This window comes from Bacillus capparidis (assembly GCF_017832095.1).
Lineage (GTDB): Bacteria > Bacillota > Bacilli > Bacillales > Bacillaceae > Bacillus > Bacillus gobiensis.
Genome location: NZ_JAFDST010000001.1, coordinates 956,365 through 977,539 on the forward strand (window position 1 = coordinate 956,365; position 21,175 = coordinate 977,539).

Genomic DNA, 21,175 nt, shown 5'->3' on the forward strand with positions numbered 1-21,175 from the left:
AAACTAGACAAATGAAATATCCGTGAAGCATTTTCCTTCACGGATCATCATTTGTTCTTTTCAAAACCGTAAATGCGGAAGGATAAGGTGAGGCCAATCCTAGCTTTTACAGGCAGTAGTTCTACCAATTAGACTTCTTTATTGGCCTAAATCCCACTGCCCGTTAATGCGGTATGAATAAAGTGAATTGCGTTCCTTCATTTAGCTTGCTGTGAACATGAATCGTCCCATTATGGGCATTCACGATATTTTTTACGATCGCAAGACCTAAGCCTGTTCCTGCTTCCCCTCTTGTTCTGGCTTTATCCGCTTTATAAAAGCGTTCAAAAATGTACGGTAAATCGTCTTCTGAAATTCCTAATCCTGTATCGGATATTTCAATTTTCAGGCCTTCATTCAAAGTTCGGACATTCACCGACACGCATCCGCCCTTTTCTGTATGGCGAATGGCATTATCGATTAAATTCGTCAGCACCTGTTCGATTTTATCCGGATCCATTTGGAATAACCCTTGTGATAACTCCAGATTACTAGTCAAGGAAATGTCTTTCTCCTTTGCGATCCCCTGGAACTTGCGAAGAACTTTCACAAAGAACTCTTTTAGTTCAACAGATTCATATGAAAGTGCAATATGACCGGCTTCCATTCTTGCCAGATCAAGCAAATCGTTCACGAGCCGGCCCATGCGGAGCGATTCCTCATGAATCACCTTGGCGATTTCTTTTTTCTCGTTTTCTGAGCTAGCAATATCGTCAACAATCGCTTCACTATAGCCTTGAAGCATAGAGATCGGCGTTCGCAATTCATGGCTGACATTCGCAATAAAATCTTTTCTGAGCTTTTCCAACGTTCTCTCTTCTGTCATATCGCGCAATACGGCTACAGCGCCTCTCACATCCGTCTGGTTATACAGCGGGCTCATCAGTAATACCCAGCTTCTGTTCTGGAGCGTTATTTCGACTACTTGCTCTTTTTCCGTACTGACCGCTCTCTGAAACACTTCATTTGCTTCGGGAGGCAGCTCTTCGCCTTCCTTTACGTCCATATTTCTCTCGTAATACCACGACTGCAAAAAACGTTCAGCAGGTGGGTTAGTCATTAAGATCGTTCCGTCAATATTAATTGTAATGACGCCATCGGCCATACTGCTTAATATGTTGGATAAGTGCTCTTTCTCCTGATTCAATGCCGTAATATGAAATTTCAATTGCCTTCCCATTTGGTTAAAGGCAACAGCAAGCTCGCCAATTTCATCATTTGTCAGCTTCGGAATCTTCGTATGGAATTTTCCCTTAGCGAGTTCCTGGGCGCTTTCTTTCATTTTTCTAAGTGGATAGGTGACACGGCTCGATAAAAAGAAGGCAAACACGGTTGTAAGAATAATGGCAATTCCTGCGGCCAAAACAATATATCGTGTCGTATGTGCCGTCGTATCTTTCACCGCAAGAAGAGATTGGGATAAGAAAACCATCCCTTGCTGGCTGCCGGAATCATACGGAACACCTACAATCAGCCGTTCATCCTTATCTCCGCTTTCATGGTCCTTTCGTTTGCTCACTCTTTTGTGACTGGCAAGCGCCTGCTTAAGCTCGGGATCACCGTTTATTTCCTGTAATGTAATAGAGCTCGGAAGGTCTTTTTTTCCGGGAGAATACCAATATTCTTTTTCATTTTCCACAATGGCAATGCTTGTCAGCTCGTCTGCTAATTCCCAAGCAATCGATCTTGCTTGGCTCTGGTCCTCATGATTTCCAAGGATAACCGCCACTTTGTTTGCAAGCTGTGTTAATTCATTTTCTGCCTCTTCAACATGATAGTTTTCGATAAATTCAAGCAGCAGGATAGTCAAAATGAATAATACGAAGGAGACGAGGAGAAGAATGGTAATCCAAAGCTTTCCGACAACACTCTTCCAAAATTTCATTCAGCCCCGACCTCAAATTTATACCCCACTCCCCAAACGGTCACAATCTTTTTGGCTGCTTCCGGAGAAACCTTGCTCAGTTTTTCGCGAAGTCGCTTAACGTGTGTGTCGACTGTCCGTAAATCACCAAAAAAATCATACTGCCAAACTTCTTTGAGAAGCTTTTCTCTATCAAATACCTTATCCGGTGATTTAGCTAAAAAATAGAGAAGCTCGTATTCCTTCGGAGTCAGGCTGACATCAGTTCCATCAGCAGTGACTCTGTGCGCATCATGGTCAATCGACAAATGGGGAAAGACAAGAACATCCTTGGCTGTCGTTTCCGTGGTTAAATAAGAAGTTCTTGAAGATCTTCTTAGCAATGCCTTTACTCTCAATACAACTTCTCTCGGGCTAAAAGGCTTGACAATATAGTCATCGGTTCCGACTTCAAATCCTTGAACTCGATTTGCTTCCTCCCCTTTTGCCGTCAGCATAATAATCGGGGTCGCTTTCTTATCCCGGATAACCCTGCAGACTTCTATGCCATCTGTACCTGGCATCATTAGATCAAGCAATATCAGGTCGTAGTCTGTTGACAACCCTTTTTCTATTGCTTCATCACCGTTTTCAGCCTCTTCGATTTGATAGTCTTCTCTTTCTAAATACATTTTGAGAAGGCGGCGTATTCTAGCCTCATCATCGACAACGAGTATTTTTATTTCTTCTGCTTGTTCCATATGGCCGGACCTCCAGTTTCATTTACATACGTTTAGATTATCATAAAGTTCTTTTTCGATAAAAAAAGCGGCTTTTATTACGCATAGGAATGCAGCCCGGCAATGACAAGATTGACAAAAATTAAGTTAAACATAATAATTGCAAAGCCCACAACCCCGAGCCATGCTGACTTTTCGCCATGCCAGCCCCTTGATAATCGAAGGTGAAGATAGGCAGCATAAAATAAAAAAGTAATCAGGGCCCATACCTCCTTCGGATCCCAGCCCCAAAACCGCGACCACGCGAGCTGCGCCCAAATCATTGCAAAAATCAGTGCGCCCAACGTAAAGACCGGAAACCCGATTGAGACGGCTCGATATCCGATTTCATCCATGACATCCAAGTTAACCCGATTGACAAATTTCTTTAAAAACGCGCTGATACGCATTCTTATGATCACTCGAATAACCCCATATAATACAAGCCCTAGACAAAAGGACCAAATAACGGTATTTAGTTTTCTCCCGGAAAAAAGCGGCGGCACATCGACGAGAGGCTCCATTTTCCCTTCTGTTAATAACTTTCCTTCATTCGGACCGACGATCGCAGGAAGCTCATAAACCATGTTCGCCTGTTTCCCGTTTTGATCTATCCAGTTAAACTCCGCCCGGTAATCCATGATCCGGAAGGCAGAGGTGACAGCAATATATGCAAGGGTTACGACGACAAAAAACATTATCAGTTCCAGAAAAAATGTTTTCCTGTTCGAAACAGTTTGATCCGTTGAACGAAGCAAATAAATAACGCCGCTAATAAAGCTGATCGTCAGAATTCCTTGTCCGAGAGCTGCTGTTGTCACATGAATGTAGAGCCAGTTGCTTTGCAAGGAAGGGATCAGCGGAGAGACTTCACTTGGAAACATGCTCCCGTATGCAATTAACAAGAGTGATAAGGGTAATGTAAATAAACCGAGAATATACGATTGATAAATAAAATAAATAATGATAAATGCCAAAACAATCATCATTCCGAACGCAGTCGTAAATTCAAACATGTTGCTTATCGGAGCATGCCCCGAGACAATCCAGCGGGTAATAAAATAGCTAATATGGCAAAGCAAGCCTATAATCGCAAGTGCTATCGCGACAGTACCCCACCATGTTTTCTTATTGGTTTTAGCTGATTGGCTGCGAATCGTTCCTCCAAAAAAAACGGTTCCTGCTAAATATAAAAGAAATGCTGCAAATAGAAAATTACCGCTTGAAATCATCAAATCCCTCCTCTATACAATTTTAGCAGCTTTTTTTTGCAAGTGTGATTGATCTTCAGGAGGGGCTAATTCACCGTCAATCAATTGACTGATCTCCTTTTGAAGCCCATGCCAGTTCTTGTTTGTATGTCCTGCAAGCAAAATCCCGCTCTCAGAAGACCTTATCCAAATTCGCCTATGCTGCCAGTACATGCCTTGTACTACTCCAATCATGAAGATGATGCCTCCAACCGCCAAAACAGGAAGCGTTAAATCCTTTCGAACCGTTAGACCAGATACGTTTTTTGTTTCCACTCCGTCAAACTTCATTTGAAACTCATTTTCTCCTGAGGGTTCGATCGTTTCCTGAATCGCCACAAAGCTCTTCTCGCCATCCGGATGATCCGGCGTAATCATTGTAAAGACAAAGGCCGGATTGTTTGGAACCCTCGATTTTGTATCGGGCTCACCGGAGCTATTGAAATAAAAGTCAGGCAAATAGCTTGATAGCTTCACTTTGTAACCGTTACCAAGATCGTAGTTTGCTTCAGGATTTACGAGATCGACCTTGATCCTGCCAAAGGATTTGCCGTTCGATTTTTGAATGAGCTGAAACGCCATTTGATTTAGTTCACTTTCTTTAAAATCGACTTGATATAAAGCAAAAGAATCAAATTTCAACGGTTCATTTACCTTAATTTCTTCGTCTTTAATCTTGGAAAGCTCGGGAGTTTTCCCGTGGACAATAGTGTCTTCCCGATTAAAAAGCTCCACGTTCGTTTGAAAATTCTTTGCGACACTTCCATCTCCGGCTGCATTAATCGCCTCAGAAAAAATCTCTTTTTCGTTTTGGCTGTTGTAGGTTTCACGAATAAACTGGTTATTTTTTAAGTAGTACTCGCCGTCTGTTCCGGGTATGGGAAGTGTTTCTCCTTCTCTTATCCAAAGAACCTCATCCACGTATATTCCCGGAACAAATCTCAGCATCGCTCCAACCAAAAAAATAATAAGCCCAATGTGATTCACATAAGGCCCCCACCTCGAGAATCTTCCTTTTTCGGCAAACAAATTGCCGTTTTCTTCTCTTACTCTATATCTCTTCTTTTTCATAAGCTGATATAGTTTTTGGCTTAAGTCAGCTGAAAGCTCTTTATCCGTCCGGCTGAAAATCCTCTGTCTCTCCATAAAATTTTCATTCCGCACCGTTCTTTGCTTCTTTAATGCCCGATAAAGAGGAATCACGCGGTCAAGACTGCAAATTACAAGAGAAATCCCAATGGAAGCAATGAGCAGCAAGTACCACCATGAACCATAAAGGTTATGGAACCCTAAAAAATAATAGATGTCTCCAAATAGCCCATATTGCTCTTTATAATATGTATTTGCTTGTGCATTTCTAGGCAAGAACGTTTCCTGTGGAAGAAAGGATCCTATCGCTGAAGCAACAAGGGTAATTACAATCAACCAAACTCCAACCTTTACCGAGGAGAAAAAATTCCATACCTTATCAATGCTCGTTTTTTTGTAAACCTGAGAGCGCCTTGCACTTCCATCGTAGCGCATGTCTAAAAGCTTTTTTCCGTCATCAATTAATGGCTTCCCGCAAGCCTCGCAAAGTACCGTACCAAAAGGGTTAACATGTCCGCATTCACATTTCACTTCATTCATGAGCAAGCTCCTTAATCCGGCTTAATCATATTCATATAATCATAGATCATCCGCTCTGTCATTGATCCAGTGACAACCTTTACCACCTTGCCTTCAGGACTGATCAAAAACGTTGTCGGCAAAGGATTTACATCATAAGCCTCAAGTACCTGTCTGTCTTTATCGATTACAACTGGAAAATTCACTTCATAGCTTTCACGAAAGTTATTGACCGCCAGATTCGATTCCCCTACGTTGACTGCAACCACTTCTACTCCTTGATCCTTAAATTCCCGATACTGATTTGCCATATACGGGAACTCCTTTTTGCAGGGCTCACACCACGTTCCCCAGAAGTTTAAAAAGACTCCCTTCCCTTTTAAATCGTCTAGCTCTATTTCATTTCCGTCCATCGTTTGCAAGGCAAAATTGGGAGCTTTTGATCCTTCCGAAATCTTTTCTTCAGAGGCAAATACAGCATTATAAAGCGTGTATGCAAGCGTTCCCATTAACACAAGGAGAATGCCTGTCCGAATAACTAATCGTTTTCGTCCCATTATCCGTCACTCCCATCCAACGCATATCAGCTAAATTATAGCATTTTATTAAGAATAGCGGTTTTTTCTTTTTTGAAGGTTGTGTGACATCAGAAAGTGGTTTTTCCGTGCGCTGCCATGGCCCGAAGCCTCTTTACCTCATGTGGGGTTAGCTCTCTTGCATCCCCAGTACGCAATCCGTGTAAATTTAAAAATCCGTATTCTTCCCTTTTTAATTTCAAAACTTCATGGCCAATGGCTTCTAGCATTCTGCGTACCTGCCTGTTGCGCCCCTCGTGAATCGTCAGCTGAATTATGCTCGTTTGCTTTCGTTTATCCAGCGACAGCATTTTCACTTTTGCCGGAGCGGTTTTTCCGTCCTCAAGCTGAATGCCTCTTTCCAGCTTTTTCAGCGTCTCCTTCGGCGGAATTCCTTTTACTTTTGCTACATATACTTTGTCCACTTCGTATCTTGGATGCATCAAAAGATTAGCAAATTCCCCGTCATTGGTTAACAGAAGCAGACCGCTTGTGTCATAGTCCAGCCTGCCAATCGGATAGATCCTTTGCTGAACTTCTTCGAAAAAATCGGTAACTACCTTCCGTCCTTTGTCATCCTCAGAAGCAGAGATCACTCCTCTTGGTTTATATAGCAAAAAATAAACGGGTTCTTCTCTTTCAATTTTTACCCCATTTACTTCAATTCTGTCGGTACCGGTAACCTTAACACCAAGTTCATTGATCGTCTTGCCGTTAACCGTCACCTTACCTTCTTTGATTAATTCTTCTGCTTTTCGTCTCGATGCAATTCCGGCATGAGCGATTACCTTTTGCAATCTTTCCATTTTGCTCACCTCAGGGTCTATCATACGTTTTTCTATCAAAACAAACAAGTCTGGCAAGAACAAAAAGCACCTGTCTAGGCGCTCCCGAATAATATCATGACAATTACAATCGAGGCAATAATTCCTATTAAGTCCGCAAGAAGCCCCACCTTTAAGGCGTCTCCCATTTTCTGAATGCCGACAGCGCCGAAATAAACCGTCAATATATACAGAGTCGTATCTGTTGAGCCTTGCATAACAGAAGCGAGCCTTCCAATGTAAGAATCAGGCCCGTAAGTCGCGATCAAGTCCGTTGTCATGCCAAGTGCCGCTGATCCTGAAATCGGCCGGATAAAAGCGAGAGGAACAATTTCAGTCGGCACTCCAAGGCTTGCAAAAAATGGCGCCGCTAGATTCATTAGAAATTCCATTGCCCCTGATGCCCGAAAGACAGTCACGGCGACGAGCATGCCCACCAAATACGGAATGATCGAAAACGCAATTTCAATGCCTTCCTTTCCCCCGTCAACAAATGCTTCATACGTCGGGACTTTTTTATACGTGCCGTAGAGTAATATACCTGCAATCAGGATTGGGATAATAGCCAGCGACAGCAAATTGATAAAATCCATCAAAGCCCGTCCTTTCTTTTTCTCCGATGGTAAAAATACCTGTCAATTAAAATGGCACCGATTCCCGAAATCAATGTTGCAGCGATGGTAGGTCCGACTATATCAGTGGGGGCTTTCGCATCATAGCTCATACGGACAGCAATGACAGTAGTGGGAACCAATGTAATGCAAGATGTGTTTACGGCCAGAAAGGTAATCATCGACCTGCTTGCTTCATTTTTATTGCCATTCAGCTTTTTCATTTGTTCCATAGCCTTTATGCCTAAAGGAGTTGCCGCATTTCCAAGCCCAAAAAAGTTTGCCATCAAATTGGACAGGATATATCCCATCGCCGGATGGTCACTCGGAATATCTGGAAATAATCTTGAAATAAACGGCCGGAGCATCCGGCTAAAAAAAGCGAGCAAGCCTGACTGCTCAGCAATTTTCATAAGTCCCAGCCAAAATACAAGCACACTCATAAGACCAATTGAAATCGTAATCGCTTCTTTTGCCCCATTAAAAATCGCTTCGTTCACTTCATTCATCGTTCCATTAAAAAATGCAAAAACCAGTCCGACAACGGTAAGAAAAACCCATATTATATTGACCATTTTGCACCGCCAGTCAGCTGCATAAATACAGATTGAAAAGAATCGAAGAAGCTCACTTTCGGCGGGGTGTTTCGGTCATTCGGATAATAGACAGGGACTTCAGCTATCGTTTTTCCGTCAAGCTGGACCCTCATTTGTCCGACGATTTCCGGAATTTTCTCTTGGTTTTTCTCCCACGATTTATTTGGCTTTAGCAAGCTCGTTTTGATCACAACATTCTTCTTTTCCTCCTCGGTCATTAAATAAGAGATATCCCTATTAATAAATATTTTGTTTTGATAGATTTTCTTATCTACGCCTTTAATATAGCCTTTTTTCATAATTGAATAGGTCTTGTAAGTCGAAAAAGCCTTGTTAAACATAGAGATGTGGTCATTCCAATCATCAGGTGCGTCAATTGTTACCGCGATGAGGCTTGACTTATCTTTCTCGGCGGTTGAAACGAGTGTTCGTTTTGCCAGCTTTGTATAGCCTGTTTTACCGCCCGTACTGTATTCATAGAGGCCGGTCAGCAATTTGTTCTTGTTTTTCCAATACCCTTCCATTGTTTTTGCACGATAATTTTTGGTCCCGGCAACTTTTTTATAAGTTGCATTCTGCAATGCATATTTTGTCAAAACAGCCATATCGTACGCTGTTGAAAAATGATTTTCATGGTCGTCAAGGCCGTGGGGATTTTGAAAGAGTGTATTCTTCATACCTATTTGCTCTGCTTTTTGATTCATCATATAAATGAATCCGTCCAAGCTTCCCCCCACATGCTCCGCGATAGCAACGGCCGAGTCATTTCCTGAGCGAAGCATCAGTCCGTAAACTAGATCCTCAAGCTTTATCTCTTGTCCTTTCTCTAAATAAATCCTCGAGCCTTCAGCTCTTGCCGCAAGATCGCTTACCTTAACGGTCTCATTGAGCTTGCCTGACTCAATCGCAAGTATAGCAGTCATAATTTTGGTAATGCTTGCGATCCTTCTTTTTTCATGCTCGTCCTTCGCAAATAAGACCCTTCCGGAATTGGCATCTATAAGTATCGCGCTTTTGGCGCTAATTTCAAGGGAAGCCTTTGCTTTATTAGCTAGAATAAGCGGGAGAATAATAACTGAAACAAGCAGGAGCATCATGCATTTTTGATATAGGCGCACTCTCTTCACGTCCTTGTAGTCATTTGTACAAGTCTATGCGTATGATCACTAGATATGAATAATGCCTCAAAAAAGATCTGAACACGAAAAAAGGCTCGAGAGGAAATTCGTTCCCCACAAGCCGGAATATATTATACTATCTTTTTTTAAGACGATTGCACGTTCGATTCATAGCATTGCAGATTCTCCCTTATTGGAAGAAATTCATTTTCAAGATCTTCCATCACTGTTTTTAGCGAATCGGCAACCTCTTGATAGAAATGCACTGACGTATCTCCTGTATATGCCGCTCGGCTGTCTTCATACCATGCTTCTTTTTTCGGAGAAAAAAAATTTTCAATGCATTTGTAATAGATTCGCTTTAAAGTCATTTCTGCTGCCTCTTCGGGAAAAGCAGCAGATCTCAGCAGCCTTCTGCAGGCTTCATTTCCTTCCGCACAATAGACTTCGATTTTCCGCAGGTCACTGAGAAGATCAGAGCAATACTCGTAATTCATTTCACCTTTTTCGTTTTTCACACATATGGAATCAATGGTGATATGATTTAAAAAATGGCTGAGAGCCTTTGATACCCGAGATAATGATTCACTAGTAAATTCAAGCTTAGCTCTGAGCGTTGCATACGAATTCAATATCAATATCCTTCCTTTCGCCTTCTGGATATTGGCTTTTTATATCCCCGTTCTCCATGTACATTTATTTCAAGTCTGAAAAGGCTTCGTTAAAGTTTTCATAGAATAAATCCGCTTCCTTCTGTATTGAGCTGTCATCGACGTGATCGGAAAGCGGAGGAAGCTCATCGATGGATTTCAAGCCAAACTGCTCCAAAAATACAGAGGTTGTACCATATAATATGGCACGTCCTGGACCATCGGCACGGCCAACTTCACATAAAAGAGCTTTATTGACAAGGCTGTACAGTACGCGTTCAGATTTCACCCCGCGAATTTCCTCTATTTCAGCTCTGGTAATCGGCTGTTTATAAGATACGATCGCCAATACCTCTAAAGAAGCTTGGGAAAGTCCTTTTGCCGGGACTTCAACCAAGCGTTTTAAATAGGGTGCAAATTCTTTTTTTGTCGACAGCATATAAATATCGCCGTATTCAACAAGTTCAAGACCTCTGTCTTCCTGTTGATAGTATTCTTTCATGTCGGCCATTATGCTTTCAAGTTGGGGTTGATCGATCTCAAGCACCTTAGCCAATTGCTGGCTGTTAAGCCCCTCATCTCCTGCAGCGTAAAGCAGTGCTTCTATGATGGCTTTCCAATTAACGATTTCAAGTGTCATAAATGGTATCACTCCCTGTTATAAAAATATCTGAAAAATTATGCTTTTGTTCAATTCGAATCTGTTGATTTTTCATCAATTCTAAAACAGCCAAAAAAGTGACGACCATATGATCCTTTTGTTCGTGAGGAAAGAGCTCTTCGAATTTGATTCGTTTCTTTGAAACTTTCAAAAAATCCATGATTTGGTTCATACGATCCTCTATAGGAATCTCTTGTCGCGAAATCGTTGTTTCTTCAGGCTTATTTAGCTTTTTTCGATTCATCATTTTTTGAAAAGCACCAAGCATGTCATAAACAGATACGGATAATTTCTCATTTTTCATTTCTGCTTCCTTGGCATATTCACTTAGATCACTCGGAGGCTTTGAAAATGCGTTTTGACGATCTTCTTCGCGCTCTTTTAACGATTTCGCAGCGTTTTTATATTTTTTATACTCAATCAGCTTTTCGATTAATTCTTCTCGCGGATCTTCTTCTTCAGAAAATTCATCGTCAAACAGCTCTTCTTCTTGCTTTGGCAAGAGCATTTTGCTTTTTATGCTTAAAAGGGTAGCTGCCATCACCAGATATTCGCTGGCGATGTCGAGTTCAAGCACTTGCATGGCATGGACATATAACAAATACTGCTCGGTAATTTCCGCAACGGGAATATCGTATATTTCAATTTCTAAATTATTGATTAAATGGAGCAAAAGATCCAAAGGTCCTTCAAATGCATCAATTTTCACGTGGTATTCCATTTTTTTAGCCTCACCATTTCAAAAAACATTACAGCCATTTCATCGGCTAACCTTTAGTATAATTCACCTACTTAGCCTCGTCCAATATTTCTTGAAAGGACATCGTACGTTCGATATTTTGAATTGCCTAAAAAATGGGGAATCGCCCATACCCATTTGGTCAAACACACATATGATACCAGTGTAAATGCAAAAACTGATGAAAAGGAGGCCATATCATGGGAGATAAAGGCTTTAATTACGGTGGCGGATTTTCATTAATCGTAGTGTTGTTTATTCTGCTAATTATTGTTGGCGCTGCTTGGCTGTACTAAATTTATCCCGAGCGTTCAATCCAGAACGCTCCTTGCTTCTTTCTTCCTTTTTGCTGCTTATGTTACACTTGGAATGAAAGGGGAGTAAGTAAAGATTGTACCCAGACGCTTATATTGATTATCTTTATGAATTTCATGTCACAAGAGATTATTTTGAATGCCATGAAATTCTTGAAGAATATTGGAAAGAAGACCCGCCAGAAACTCGAAAGATCTATTGGGTCGGTTTTATTCAAATGGCAGTTGCCTTTTATCATTATCGAAGAAAAAATTTCACCGGCGCCAAAAAGTTAATAGACAAAACCATTGCTGTTTTTGAAATAGAAAAAAATGCTATTTACGCGCTAGGAATCGATTGCGAGGAGCTCCTTAAGCAACTGTGTGCAGTTTCAAAGAAAATAGTTGCAAATGTCCCTTATCAAAGTATCAGCCTGCCATTCTCTGACCCTCAAATCACCAGTCTCTACCTGAGCAGAGGAGACGGCAAAAATCATGATGCGGTGACTAGTTATTTGATTCACAAGCATTTCATGAGAGATCGCTCTGACGTCATTAATGAACGAATGCTGCAGCTGGAAAAACGAAAAAAAAGCAGGGGCTGATGCGAAGCCTCTGCTTTTTTATTATGATATAAAATTTTTGATATTTATTGACAATGATTAAAAAACCCTTTTGTTAATTCATTGGGAGTCAGCGTATTCACTTGGAATTGCTGCTGGATGGCTTCGACCATTTGCTTTCCTATACCTTGATACCGGTAGGAAGGATTGACACTGATGTGCTGGATAATAATTTCTTCATCTTTTTTTCTATGCCGATCGCACCGACGATGTCTTCTCCTTCTTTCCATAAGAAAAGCTGATGGTCAGGATTCTCTTCGTAATTACGAATCGTTTGCTGCAGCTGTTTAATATCTTTTTCATTTGGCATGAATGACAACAGCCCCATCGCAATTTTAGAAAAAGATTTTTTATATCGAATTAACATAAAAACCCCTCTATATAACCAGATTGTCTTATGAAGCAAAGCTCTGAAGGCTTCATAACACATTATATACATATTCAAAACGTTTTTAAACTGTTTTAGGGGAATTAATCGAAAACACGGATCAAATTAGCCATTTCAACTGCAGAAATTGCTGCTTCAGCACCTTTATTGCCGGCTTTTGTCCCAGCCCTTTCAATTGCCTGCTCAATCGTTTCAACTGTCAGGACGCCGAATATAACAGGTATACCTGTATCTAAAGAACTTTTAGAAATTCCTTTTGCAGCTTCATTGCATACATAATCATAATGCGAGGTGGAGCCGCGAATGACTGTCCCAAGCGTGATTACAGCATCATACTTATCTGATTCTGCCATTTTTTTCGCGATCATTGGAATTTCAAAAGCGCCCGGCACCCATGCAACATCAATATCTTCTTTTTTTACACCGTGCCTAAGGAGCGTATCTTCAGCACCGCTTAATAATTTGCTGGTAATAAACTCGTTAAACCTTGCGACAACAATACCGATTTTTAAATCTGTGCCGATTAATTGACCTTGTAATGTATTCATGTTAGTTCCTCATTTCCTTTCAATTAAAAATGAAGCAAGTGCCCCATTTTTTCTACTTTTGTTTTTAGGTACGCTTCGTTATCTGACGTGCTTTTAATTTCGATCGGAACCCTCTTCTCAACAGTAATTCCGTGTTCGGTTAAGCTCTTCACTTTGTCCGGGTTATTCGTTAAGAGATTTATACGAGCCAATCCAAGATCTTTTAATACTTGAGCTCCCAACCCGTAATTTCTTTGATCAGGAAGAAATCCAAGCTCTTCATTCGCCTGAACAGTATCCAAGCCCATTTCCTGAAGCTTATAGGCTCTCATCTTATTCAAAAGACCTATGCCTCTTCCTTCCTGTCTCAAGTATAGTAGGACTCCGCTTCCTGCTTTTTGTATTTCTCTAAGCGCCGCATGAAGCTGGGGGCCGCAATCGCATCGTCCCGATAAAAATACATCACCAGTCAGGCATTCGGAATGAACACGAACTAATGGCGCCTGTTCATTTGCAGGGTCTCCAGCCACTAAAGCGATGATTTCTTTATCATCCAGAGCATTTGAATAGCCGAACGCTTTAAATGAGCCAAAATCAGTCGGCAGGTTGATCTCAACTTCCCTCGTAACAAGCTTTTCCTTTTCATAACGATAGGCAATAAAGTCCTTAATTGAGATCATTTTCAAGCCGAATTTTTTTGCAATCTCTGTCAGCTCGGGAACACGCGCCATCGTGCCGTCATCGTTCATAATCTCACAAATAACGGCGGCAGGCTGTGACCCGCAGGATTTTGCCAAATCGACAGCAGCTTCCGTATGACCGGGTCTCTCTAGTACGCCATTTTCTTTTGCAATCAGTGGAAACACGTGGCCAGGCCGGTTATAGTCTTCCGCTTTTGTACCCTCTTGAATCAATGATTGGATCGTTAATGAACGTTCATGTGCACTAATTCCTGTATGGGTATTGCGGTGGTCAATGCTGACTGTAAATGCTGTTTGGAGAGAGTCTTTGTTTTCACGTGTCATCGGATCGAGCTTCAGCTTTTCTGCGATCTGAGCGCTGACCGGAGCACAAATCAACCCTCTTCCATGGACAGCCATAAAATTTATGACCTCAGGAGTCGCAAACTCTGCGAGAGCGATAAAATCTCCTTCGTTTTCTCTATTCTCATCGTCTGTTACAATAATGATTTCGCCTTGTTTTAAGGAGGCGATAGCTTCTTCTACTGTATGAAACATCTTAACAATCCTCCCTGTCTTTAAAACCCGTATTTCCTCAGTGCTTCTTCAGTTAATGAAAATTGTCCTCTTGAATCGCTTTTTCCATGAACAAATTTGTACACATATTTCCCGATGATGTCGCATTCCAGATTCACATAATCACCCGTACTCACATTTTTTAGAGACGTATGATCCATCGTGTGCGGAATGATGCTCACTGTAACAGTTGTTTCAGAAAGCTCAAATATAGTCAAACTGATACCGTTTATTGCAATTGATCCTTTGACTATCAGACTTTGTGAAGCCTCTTTTGGTATTTCCAAGCGAATTAAAACCGATCCGTCTCTCGGTTCCGTGGCGATCACCCTGCCAATGCCATCAACGTGTCCGGATACCAAATGGCCGCCAAATCGTCCATCCGCAGGCATCGCTCTCTCAAGATTGACGAGAGAACCGTTTTTCAAAAATCCGAGTGCCGTAGACTCCATCGTCGCCTCCATAACATGCGCTGAAAAGCTGTGTCTGTCAAATTCGGTAACTGTTAAGCATACTCCGTCCACTGCGATGCTGTCGCCGAGCTGCACACCCTCTATTACCTTCTTGCATTCAATGGTTATTGTTTTCACTTTTTTTGATCCTGTGAATCGAATCACTTTCCCAACGTCTTCTACGAGTCCAGTAAACATACGCACCAGCCTTTTATTCAATTTTAGCCATTTGGGAAGTTCTCAACTGACGGCGCAGCGATTAATTTGAAATCCCTGCCTATTTTTGAAATGGAATGAATAGTTAATAAGGGGACGTCTTTCATAGATTGAAATCCAACATCAGAGAATAAACCGGGAGAGGATTTTCCTCCGATTAATTTAGGGGCGTAATAAATGATGAGCTGCTGATAAAGCTGATCTTTCAGAAAGCTGCTGTGGACTTTCGAGCCGCCTTCCACAAACACTGAGTAAATTCCTTCACTTGCCAGCGTTCTCAATACTTCGCGAACCGAAGGCTGTTGTGATGATGACTGAAATACTCGGATTCCTTCACTCTTCAAAAAATTTACCTTTTCAGCATTGGCTTGGTTTGTGGTAAAAATCCAAGTTTCGGCTTCACGATCATTAAGAACCTTTGAATGTATGGGAATCTTTAACGAACTGTCCAGCACAACTCTTACGGGCTGCTTTTGTACATTCGGCAGGCGCGCAGTTAAGCTCGGATCATCCTGAATGACCGTGTTCACTCCTACCAGAATGGATTGATGACTGCTTCTGTATAGGTGTACATCCTTCCGTGCTTCTTCACCTGTGATCCACTTACTTTCTCCGGATTCAACCGCTGTTTTACCATCTAAACTAACCGCTGATTTCAGAGTGACAAAAGGCAAGCCCGTTCGCAAGGAATGAAACAGCATCGTGTTTAATTTGTCGCATTCTTCTTTTAGAATCCCTTCTGTCACGGCAATCCCGGCGTCTTGCAGCCTTTTTATACCCTTTCCATTCACAATCGGGTTGGGATCCTTGGAACCAATTACGACTTGCTTGACCCTTGAGCTAATGATCAACTCGGTGCATGGCGGAGTTTTCCCATGATGATTGCATGGTTCAAGCGTCACATACAATGTAGAACCTTCTGCAGCAGATCCCGCCATCGTAAGGGCGTTTACCTCGGCATGCGGTTCGCCATACATGAGATGAGCGCCTAATCCAACCACTTGGTTATTTTTCACAACAACGGCTCCGACCAAAGGGTTTTTTCCAGTTTGTCCTTCGGCGGTTTTTGCTAAATCAATGGCTGTTTGCATAAATTGCTTATCCATCTTTATCCCCCTTTCTTTTGCAAATGGAAACGCAAAAAAAACCTCGAAACGCAAAAATCCCGGGGTTTTGTAAAATTAGAATGCAGAAATAAGCCATACTTTTTTCAAATTTAAAAAAGCATGGTACTTTCATCCTTCTCCCATCCAGACTTTCACTGTCGGCTCCAGCTTTTCACTGAATCAACCGTTAGCAGATGCTAACGGGTCACGGGCTCTAAAGCAATAGCTTTATTACCGTCGGTCGGGATTTTCACCCAGCCCCGAAGGATACATCATATGAATTTGTCCTTATTCGACATTCTACAGTCATTGCAGGAAAATTGCAACGAAACTGTTTAATTATTTATTTACTTTAACGATTTTGATCAATCCGTCTATCCGGTTTGACTTACTGAAATATGCTTTGACATGATCTCCTTTGGTTACAGAATCGTTTCCACTCAATTTTTCTTCGTTAAAAATAATTTTCGTTCCGTTTTTATCAACTCCATAATAGTCTGTTCCATCTTTTTTCGTAATTTCATATTCATAGATCGTATATTTTTCATCGTCTGATGACAGGGTTTGGCTCAATGCAGTCGGCACTTCCTCAATACCAATATCATTCACGTATAAATACACACTAAAAAGAATTCCGCACAAGAGAATAAGGACTGATAATTTCAAAACAATCTTGCCCATAATCAACACCTCCATCCTTAAACTTCTACTTTCATATAATTCCTTTATTCTAGCAAAATGAAACCAATCTTTTTATGTAATAGACGGAATTCGACGTTATTAGGTTTCTTTTTTAGTGCACGCTTTCACACTTCTAAATAAATGATACGCTAAAAAATTCGGATTATGGGATATACGCAGTTAAATAATCCAAATTGCCTAGATTACGTCCAACAAAGAATAAACCTGCTACAGGCAGCAGGCTCTGTCATTTGTTGTTCATATTAAGTTTACACCTTGTTAGCGATCAATAGTGACGGTCTTTCCTCATAAAACAAATGTAGATAGTGAAGAGCTCTCGTGCATCCCACATATAAGAGCTTTGTATGAAAGGAGTCTTTCGGATAGTGTTCTTGTGTTACCCCTGCAAGTAGGACCGCGTCAAATTCCAGGCCCTTTGACAAATAAATTGGTAAAACAGAGATTCCCCCTTGATATGAACGATCTTTCGCACGGATAAATGTCGCCTCAATCCCATTTTTCGTTAAGTTTTCATAGATTTTTTCACACTGTTCCTCTGTACGGCCAATAATCGACATCGTTTGCACCTGGTTTTCAGCCATCTCCTGAGTCCACTTTACGATTTCTTTGTGCTGCTCTAGAGCCTCCGTCTTTTGGGTTCTAACCTGCTCTCCGCTTCGGAACACAGGCAAGGCTACTGCCGGCCTTGGCTCTAGATGCATGAGAATGCTATTGGCAAATTCGATAATTTCCATTGTAGACCGATAGCTTTTTTCGATTTGAAAAAGAGCAGTATTATCTTCTCCTAGCACTTCTTTAAAACGCTGCCACTCTTCAATTCCTTGATTGCCGTAGATTCCTTGTGCCAAATCTCCTAATATTGTAAATGAATGTTTTCTCGTTCGAGCTTTTATAACAGCCAATTGGAACGGAGAAAAATCCTGAGCTTCATCAATAACGACGTGATCGAACCTTCCTTCCTTATCTATGCCGTTTAGATAATGTGTTATATATAGTAAAGGTGCCAAGTCCTCTTGTTCAACCTGACCCTTTTGAAGCTTGTGAAAAGAGGATTCTTCATGCCGGAATTGCTTTTTCAACACACGCCCGTAGAGACTTCGCGCGCTTGCTTTTGGCCAATCGTTCATAAACGAACGCAAACGCTGCATTGCCTTCTTTTTCACCTCTTGTCTTTCTCGCCCTCCAAACATTTTCAGCTCAATTTCGATCCAACGCTTCAGCCTTGCCTGCATTCGCGAACGCTTGATTGCGAGAGGAGAATGCTTGCCGTCAGTTTTCAACCACTCTATCAGCTTTTCCTTTTCGTATACGGCTCCTTCCCATGGAGAAAAATCTTTTTTCGGAAGACAGGAGGCTTCAAATTCTTTCAGCATTTCATCAATCTGATCCCGAAATGCCAATGAGCCCTTAAATCCGGCGATTTGATCCAACTTTCTAACGTTCTCGGATTTCTCTTCAAATCGTTTTTTCAGGGATTCTTGCTGATCTGTTAATGTTATCCTTTCTCCAATACTTATGATCGCCCAATCAGAAAAAGTCGTTTGTTTGATATGACCAACTCCCAATTCTGGAAGAACGTGAGAAATATAGTCAAGAAACATCGAGTTTGGTGCAAAAATAATCATTCGCTCCGGCTGCATTTGCTCACGATATTCATAAAGCAGGTAAGCAAGCCGATGAAGAGCAACTGTTGTTTTTCCGCTCCCCGCCACACCTTGAATAATCAAAGCTTTGTCGTTTGGATGGCGGATGATGGCATTTTGCTCTGCTTGAATCGTCGAAACAATATCTTTTAGCTTGTTATCCTTTTGTTCGCCGAGCTTGTACAAGAGAAATTCATCACCGCCATTCAATTCTTCCCCTTTGACATAGCTATCAACAACTCGGATCAGATTTTTTTGACGAATGACAATATTCCTTTTTAAATGAATCGTTCCATCCACTATTCCGTCTGGCGATTGGTAAAACACGTAATCTTCGCTGCCGGAAAACGCGTAAAAGAGGGTTGATACCGGCGCCCTCCAATCGATCACAAGCAATTTCCCTGTTTTTTCCTCTTGAACCCCGACTTTGCCAATATACGTTTCAACAGCTCCCTTGCTCCCGTCTTCCTGAAAATCGAGTCGCCCAAAATACGGTTCTTCCAATGATTTTTTTAGCTGCTCACGCTGACGTTCTCGATTGTCCTCTAGAACCTGCTCTGTAAAGTCATTTCCATAATATCGGGGAATGTTTTCGAGCCTTTCATAGTACTCTTGAATTTTCGCCAGTTTTTCTGACAACTTTTTCTCCTCTTCTTTGTATAGGTCTATTTTTTCTTCTGACAATTCAATAACCTCCTTAAATAGCAGTTTTTTCAAATGCAACTCCTATTTTGCAGGTATTTCCCAAAAAAATATAGACTTTTTCTTTTTCATTTGGTAAGCTTTATATTATACAAGTGCCAAAAAATATTTTACATAATATGGAATATTAATCACCAACAAATGTTGGTGATTTTTTAGTTTCGCGAAAAGCACCAAAAAAGACTGCCGATGATTCTCTGACAGTCTCTAGGGCAAATATGATCGTTTTTTTAAAACCAAGACTAGCGAGCGCTAGTCTTGGTTTGACTTTCTAAGAATAAAAACAGATGGTTCAGTTACAATAAAACGGACTAGCCTTCTAAAACTCTTACTTCTTTCATTACATCACCGTTTTTCATGCTTGTCGCATGTTCAAGCCCGCTGGTAACTTGTCCAAAAACGGTATGAACGCCATTTAGATGGGGTTGTGATTCATGCACGATGAAAAACTGGGAACTTCCTGTGTCTTTACCTGCGTGAGCCATAGATAATGAACCTGGAATATGAGTTCTTGGATTGTTTTCCGTTTCACATTTAATCGTGTATCCAGCTCCGCCTGTTCCGTTACCGTTAGGGTCTCCACCTTGGCTTACGAAACCTGGGATCACACGGTGAAATGTCAGACCGTCATAAAATTTGGAATTCGCTAGTTTTTCAAAGTTTGCAACAGTGTTTGGAGCATCGTTATTATATAATTCAAATTCAATTTTATTTCCATTTTCCAATAAAAAGTAGCCTGTTTTCATTTAATTATATCTCTCCTATGTAAATTTTTTATTTTACGGCTGATTTCATAACATTCAGGGCTATTATAACACACTTGCCAAAAGTCTACACAAGCGGAAGACGAAAATGAAACCTCGTTTCCCGTTTTACCGTCTATAAGGTGGAATCTATTTTTTCAGATGATCGATTCCATTGAAAAGCGGCAAGTCAAAGGGAAGCAGAAGCTGCTTTTATTTCACCCTAGGAGGTCAACGTAATGAAAAAGAGGATGGCCGGAATCATATTGGCTGTATTATTGATTGGTGTTCCACAAATCAGCATGGCTGATGCTGCTGTAGGCGATGTTACAGTCACTCTCGGCGAGGATTTAACAAAGGAGCAGCAGCAGACGATTTTAAACGAAATGAATGCACCTGAAAATGCAACCATTATTAAAGTATCCAATGAAGAAGAGCATAAATACCTCGGAGATTATATTTCAAAAGGGCAAATTGGGACAAGAGCACTTTCATCATCTTCTATTACAATCGAAAAGAGCGGATCTGGACTTGAAGTTAAAACGAAAAACATCAGCACGATAACGGATGAAATGTATTTAAACGCCCTTATGACAGCTGGCGTAAAGGATGCAACCGTTTATGTCACCGCGCCGTTTGAGGTGTCTGGAACAGCGGCTTTAACCGGATTAATAAAAGCCTATGAGCTTTCATCAGACAAAGCCATTCCAGAGGATGTAAAAAAGGTGGCCAATGAAGAGCTTGTAACGACATCAGAACTGGGTAAAAGCATTGGGGAGGAAAACGCTTCTGCTCTCATGGCAAAAATAAAAGAAGAGGTCGCGAAAAACGGGGTCCCCGAAAACGAGCAAGAGCTGCGCGATATCGTGAATCGCTCTGCGAATGAATTAGGAGTTACAATTACCGAAGAGCAAATGAATTCTCTCATTTCCCTATTCAACAACATGAAAAATGTCAACATTGATTGGAATCAAGTAGGAGATCAGCTTAACCAAGCGAAAGACAAAATTTCAAAATTTCTTGATTCAGAGGAAGGCCAAGGCATCCTTCAAAGTATAAAAGACTTTTTTGTTGCATTATGGAACGCTATCGTCTCCATTTTTACCGGTGGCGGGAGCGAAAATAATGCAGACGGTGCTCCAGCTGTCAGATATCATAAGAATGCATAGAAATAAGCTGCTGACTTTTGTCAGCAGCTTTTCTTATTCTACCCTTAAAAAAATAGATGAGA

The 21,175-nt window shown here is 41.2% G+C and carries 22 protein-coding genes, 1 pseudogene and 1 riboswitch; of the genes and pseudogenes, 3 read left to right on the forward strand and 20 right to left on the reverse strand.

Annotation, left to right across the window (positions count from 1 at the left end):
• Positions 1-163: 163 nt before the first annotated feature.
• The 12 genes from JOC74_RS04780 to JOC74_RS04835 form a co-directional block, all read right to left on the reverse strand.
• A complete protein-coding gene (locus JOC74_RS04780; RefSeq protein ID WP_053603208.1) occupies positions 164-1,924 on the reverse strand; it encodes an ATP-binding protein in 1,761 nt (586 codons plus the stop codon).
• Positions 1,921-2,643, reverse strand: a complete 723-nt coding sequence (locus JOC74_RS04785; protein ID WP_053603209.1) for a response regulator transcription factor — start codon at positions 2,641-2,643, stop codon at positions 1,921-1,923. Before JOC74_RS04785 ends, JOC74_RS04780 begins: the two co-directional genes overlap by 4 nt.
• Positions 2,644-2,720: 77 nt before the next feature.
• Positions 2,721-3,893 (reverse strand): c-type cytochrome biogenesis protein CcsB, encoded by a 1,173-nt coding sequence (gene ccsB, locus JOC74_RS04790; protein WP_053603210.1) that lies wholly within the window; start codon positions 3,891-3,893, stop codon positions 2,721-2,723.
• Between the two features lie 12 nt (positions 3,894-3,905).
• Positions 3,906-5,540, reverse strand: a complete 1,635-nt coding sequence (gene resB, locus JOC74_RS04795) for a cytochrome c biogenesis protein ResB (protein ID WP_053603211.1) — start codon at positions 5,538-5,540, stop codon at positions 3,906-3,908.
• Positions 5,541-5,551: 11 nt separating this feature from the next.
• On the reverse strand, positions 5,552-6,076 hold the full coding sequence (gene resA, locus JOC74_RS04800; protein ID WP_053603212.1) for a thiol-disulfide oxidoreductase ResA: 525 nt from the start codon (positions 6,074-6,076) through the stop codon (positions 5,552-5,554).
• Between the two features lie 89 nt (positions 6,077-6,165).
• Positions 6,166-6,900: a 23S rRNA pseudouridine(2605) synthase RluB gene (gene rluB, locus JOC74_RS04805; protein ID WP_053606024.1), complete on the reverse strand. Its 735-nt coding sequence runs from the start codon at positions 6,898-6,900 to the stop codon at positions 6,166-6,168.
• Positions 6,901-6,974: 74 nt separating this feature from the next.
• Positions 6,975-7,511, reverse strand: a complete 537-nt coding sequence (locus JOC74_RS04810; protein WP_053603213.1) for a spore maturation protein — start codon at positions 7,509-7,511, stop codon at positions 6,975-6,977.
• Positions 7,511-8,104 carry a nucleoside recognition domain-containing protein gene (locus JOC74_RS04815; protein ID WP_053603214.1) on the reverse strand — a complete coding sequence of 198 codons (594 nt, stop codon included), beginning with the start codon at positions 8,102-8,104 and terminating at the stop codon, positions 7,511-7,513. Before JOC74_RS04815 ends, JOC74_RS04810 begins: the two co-directional genes overlap by 1 nt.
• Positions 8,092-9,243, reverse strand: coding sequence for a D-alanyl-D-alanine carboxypeptidase family protein (locus JOC74_RS04820; RefSeq protein ID WP_053603215.1), 1,152 nt, complete (start codon positions 9,241-9,243; stop codon positions 8,092-8,094). The genes JOC74_RS04815 and JOC74_RS04820 overlap by 13 nt, the downstream gene beginning before the upstream one ends.
• A gap of 146 nt (positions 9,244-9,389) precedes the next feature.
• Positions 9,390-9,875 (reverse strand): DUF3907 family protein, encoded by a 486-nt coding sequence (locus JOC74_RS04825; RefSeq protein WP_053603216.1) that lies wholly within the window; start codon positions 9,873-9,875, stop codon positions 9,390-9,392.
• Between the two features lie 64 nt (positions 9,876-9,939).
• Positions 9,940-10,533, reverse strand: coding sequence for an SMC-Scp complex subunit ScpB (gene scpB / locus JOC74_RS04830; RefSeq protein ID WP_053603217.1), 594 nt, complete (start codon positions 10,531-10,533; stop codon positions 9,940-9,942).
• On the reverse strand, positions 10,523-11,275 hold the full coding sequence (locus JOC74_RS04835; protein WP_053603218.1) for a segregation/condensation protein A: 753 nt from the start codon (positions 11,273-11,275) through the stop codon (positions 10,523-10,525). Before JOC74_RS04835 ends, scpB begins: the two co-directional genes overlap by 11 nt.
• A gap of 218 nt (positions 11,276-11,493) precedes the next feature.
• On the opposite strand from JOC74_RS04835, the gene JOC74_RS04840 reads away from it, so the two are divergent.
• Together JOC74_RS04840 and JOC74_RS04845 are read left to right on the forward strand one after the other, a co-directional pair.
• Positions 11,494-11,589: a YjcZ family sporulation protein gene (locus JOC74_RS04840; RefSeq protein WP_082363848.1), complete on the forward strand. Its 96-nt coding sequence runs from the start codon at positions 11,494-11,496 to the stop codon at positions 11,587-11,589.
• A gap of 95 nt (positions 11,590-11,684) precedes the next feature.
• Entirely contained in the window at positions 11,685-12,191 is a 507-nt protein-coding gene (locus JOC74_RS04845) for a DUF309 domain-containing protein (protein ID WP_053603219.1), read from the forward strand.
• Positions 12,192-12,235: 44 nt separating this feature from the next.
• Here the strand turns inward: JOC74_RS04845 and JOC74_RS04850 are convergent.
• The 8 genes and pseudogenes from JOC74_RS04850 to JOC74_RS04885 form a co-directional block, all read right to left on the reverse strand.
• A pseudogene (locus JOC74_RS04850) lies at positions 12,236-12,576 on the reverse strand (GNAT family N-acetyltransferase).
• Between the two features lie 104 nt (positions 12,577-12,680).
• Complete coding sequence (ribH, locus tag JOC74_RS04855; protein WP_053603221.1) at positions 12,681-13,145, reverse strand: 6,7-dimethyl-8-ribityllumazine synthase; 465 nt, start codon at positions 13,143-13,145, stop codon at positions 12,681-12,683.
• 23 nt (positions 13,146-13,168) lie between these two features.
• On the reverse strand, positions 13,169-14,362 hold the full coding sequence (locus JOC74_RS04860; protein WP_053603222.1) for a bifunctional 3,4-dihydroxy-2-butanone-4-phosphate synthase/GTP cyclohydrolase II: 1,194 nt from the start codon (positions 14,360-14,362) through the stop codon (positions 13,169-13,171).
• A 20-nt stretch (positions 14,363-14,382) separates the two neighbouring features.
• Positions 14,383-15,030 carry a riboflavin synthase gene (locus tag JOC74_RS04865; RefSeq protein WP_053603223.1) on the reverse strand — a complete coding sequence of 216 codons (648 nt, stop codon included), beginning with the start codon at positions 15,028-15,030 and terminating at the stop codon, positions 14,383-14,385.
• 23 nt (positions 15,031-15,053) lie between these two features.
• Entirely contained in the window at positions 15,054-16,154 is a 1,101-nt protein-coding gene (ribD, locus tag JOC74_RS04870) for a bifunctional diaminohydroxyphosphoribosylaminopyrimidine deaminase/5-amino-6-(5-phosphoribosylamino)uracil reductase RibD (RefSeq protein WP_053603224.1), read from the reverse strand.
• Between the two features lie 128 nt (positions 16,155-16,282).
• A riboswitch (FMN riboswitch) is annotated at positions 16,283-16,426 on the reverse strand.
• Between the two features lie 67 nt (positions 16,427-16,493).
• A complete protein-coding gene (locus JOC74_RS04875; RefSeq protein ID WP_053603225.1) occupies positions 16,494-16,835 on the reverse strand; it encodes a hypothetical protein in 342 nt (113 codons plus the stop codon).
• Positions 16,836-17,104: 269 nt separating this feature from the next.
• Positions 17,105-19,183: a HelD family protein gene (locus JOC74_RS04880; protein ID WP_225970340.1), complete on the reverse strand. Its 2,079-nt coding sequence runs from the start codon at positions 19,181-19,183 to the stop codon at positions 17,105-17,107.
• A gap of 329 nt (positions 19,184-19,512) precedes the next feature.
• Positions 19,513-19,947, reverse strand: coding sequence for a peptidylprolyl isomerase (locus JOC74_RS04885; protein ID WP_053603226.1), 435 nt, complete (start codon positions 19,945-19,947; stop codon positions 19,513-19,515).
• Positions 19,948-20,183: 236 nt separating this feature from the next.
• Between JOC74_RS04885 and JOC74_RS04890 the strand changes: the two genes are divergently transcribed.
• A complete protein-coding gene (locus JOC74_RS04890) occupies positions 20,184-21,113 on the forward strand; it encodes a DUF1002 domain-containing protein (RefSeq protein ID WP_211086062.1) in 930 nt (309 codons plus the stop codon).
• The last annotated feature ends 62 nt before the right edge of the window (positions 21,114-21,175 follow it).

Excerpts from the sequence above, each read along its gene's own strand:
- JOC74_RS04780 (WP_053603208.1), bottom strand. The coding sequence starts at position 1,924 with ATGAAATTTTGGAAGAGTGTTGTCGGAAAGCTTTGGATTACCATTCTT.
- JOC74_RS04785 (WP_053603209.1), bottom strand. The coding sequence starts at position 2,643 with ATGGAACAAGCAGAAGAAATAAAAATACTCGTTGTCGATGATGAGGCT.
- ccsB (WP_053603210.1), bottom strand. The coding sequence starts at position 3,893 with ATGATTTCAAGCGGTAATTTTCTATTTGCAGCATTTCTTTTATATTTA.
- resB (WP_053603211.1), bottom strand. The coding sequence starts at position 5,540 with ATGAATGAAGTGAAATGTGAATGCGGACATGTTAACCCTTTTGGTACG.
- resA (WP_053603212.1), bottom strand. The coding sequence starts at position 6,076 with ATGGGACGAAAACGATTAGTTATTCGGACAGGCATTCTCCTTGTGTTA.
- rluB (WP_053606024.1), bottom strand. The coding sequence starts at position 6,900 with ATGGAAAGATTGCAAAAGGTAATCGCTCATGCCGGAATTGCATCGAGA.
- JOC74_RS04810 (WP_053603213.1), bottom strand. The coding sequence starts at position 7,511 with ATGGATTTTATCAATTTGCTGTCGCTGGCTATTATCCCAATCCTGATT.
- JOC74_RS04815 (WP_053603214.1), bottom strand. The coding sequence starts at position 8,104 with ATGGTCAATATAATATGGGTTTTTCTTACCGTTGTCGGACTGGTTTTT.
- scpB (WP_053603217.1), bottom strand. The coding sequence starts at position 10,533 with ATGACACTTGAAATCGTTAATTGGAAAGCCATCATAGAAGCACTGCTT.
- JOC74_RS04835 (WP_053603218.1), bottom strand. The coding sequence starts at position 11,275 with ATGGAATACCACGTGAAAATTGATGCATTTGAAGGACCTTTGGATCTT.
- JOC74_RS04840 (WP_082363848.1), top strand. The coding sequence starts at position 11,494 with ATGGGAGATAAAGGCTTTAATTACGGTGGCGGATTTTCATTAATCGTA.
- ribH (WP_053603221.1), bottom strand. The coding sequence starts at position 13,145 with ATGAATACATTACAAGGTCAATTAATCGGCACAGATTTAAAAATCGGT.
- JOC74_RS04860 (WP_053603222.1), bottom strand. The coding sequence starts at position 14,362 with ATGTTTCATACAGTAGAAGAAGCTATCGCCTCCTTAAAACAAGGCGAA.
- JOC74_RS04865 (WP_053603223.1), bottom strand. The coding sequence starts at position 15,030 with ATGTTTACTGGACTCGTAGAAGACGTTGGGAAAGTGATTCGATTCACA.
- ribD (WP_053603224.1), bottom strand. The coding sequence starts at position 16,154 with ATGGATAAGCAATTTATGCAAACAGCCATTGATTTAGCAAAAACCGCC.
- JOC74_RS04875 (WP_053603225.1), bottom strand. The coding sequence starts at position 16,835 with ATGGGCAAGATTGTTTTGAAATTATCAGTCCTTATTCTCTTGTGCGGA.
- JOC74_RS04885 (WP_053603226.1), bottom strand. The coding sequence starts at position 19,947 with ATGAAAACAGGCTACTTTTTATTGGAAAATGGAAATAAAATTGAATTT.
- JOC74_RS04890 (WP_211086062.1), top strand. The coding sequence starts at position 20,184 with ATGAAAAAGAGGATGGCCGGAATCATATTGGCTGTATTATTGATTGGT.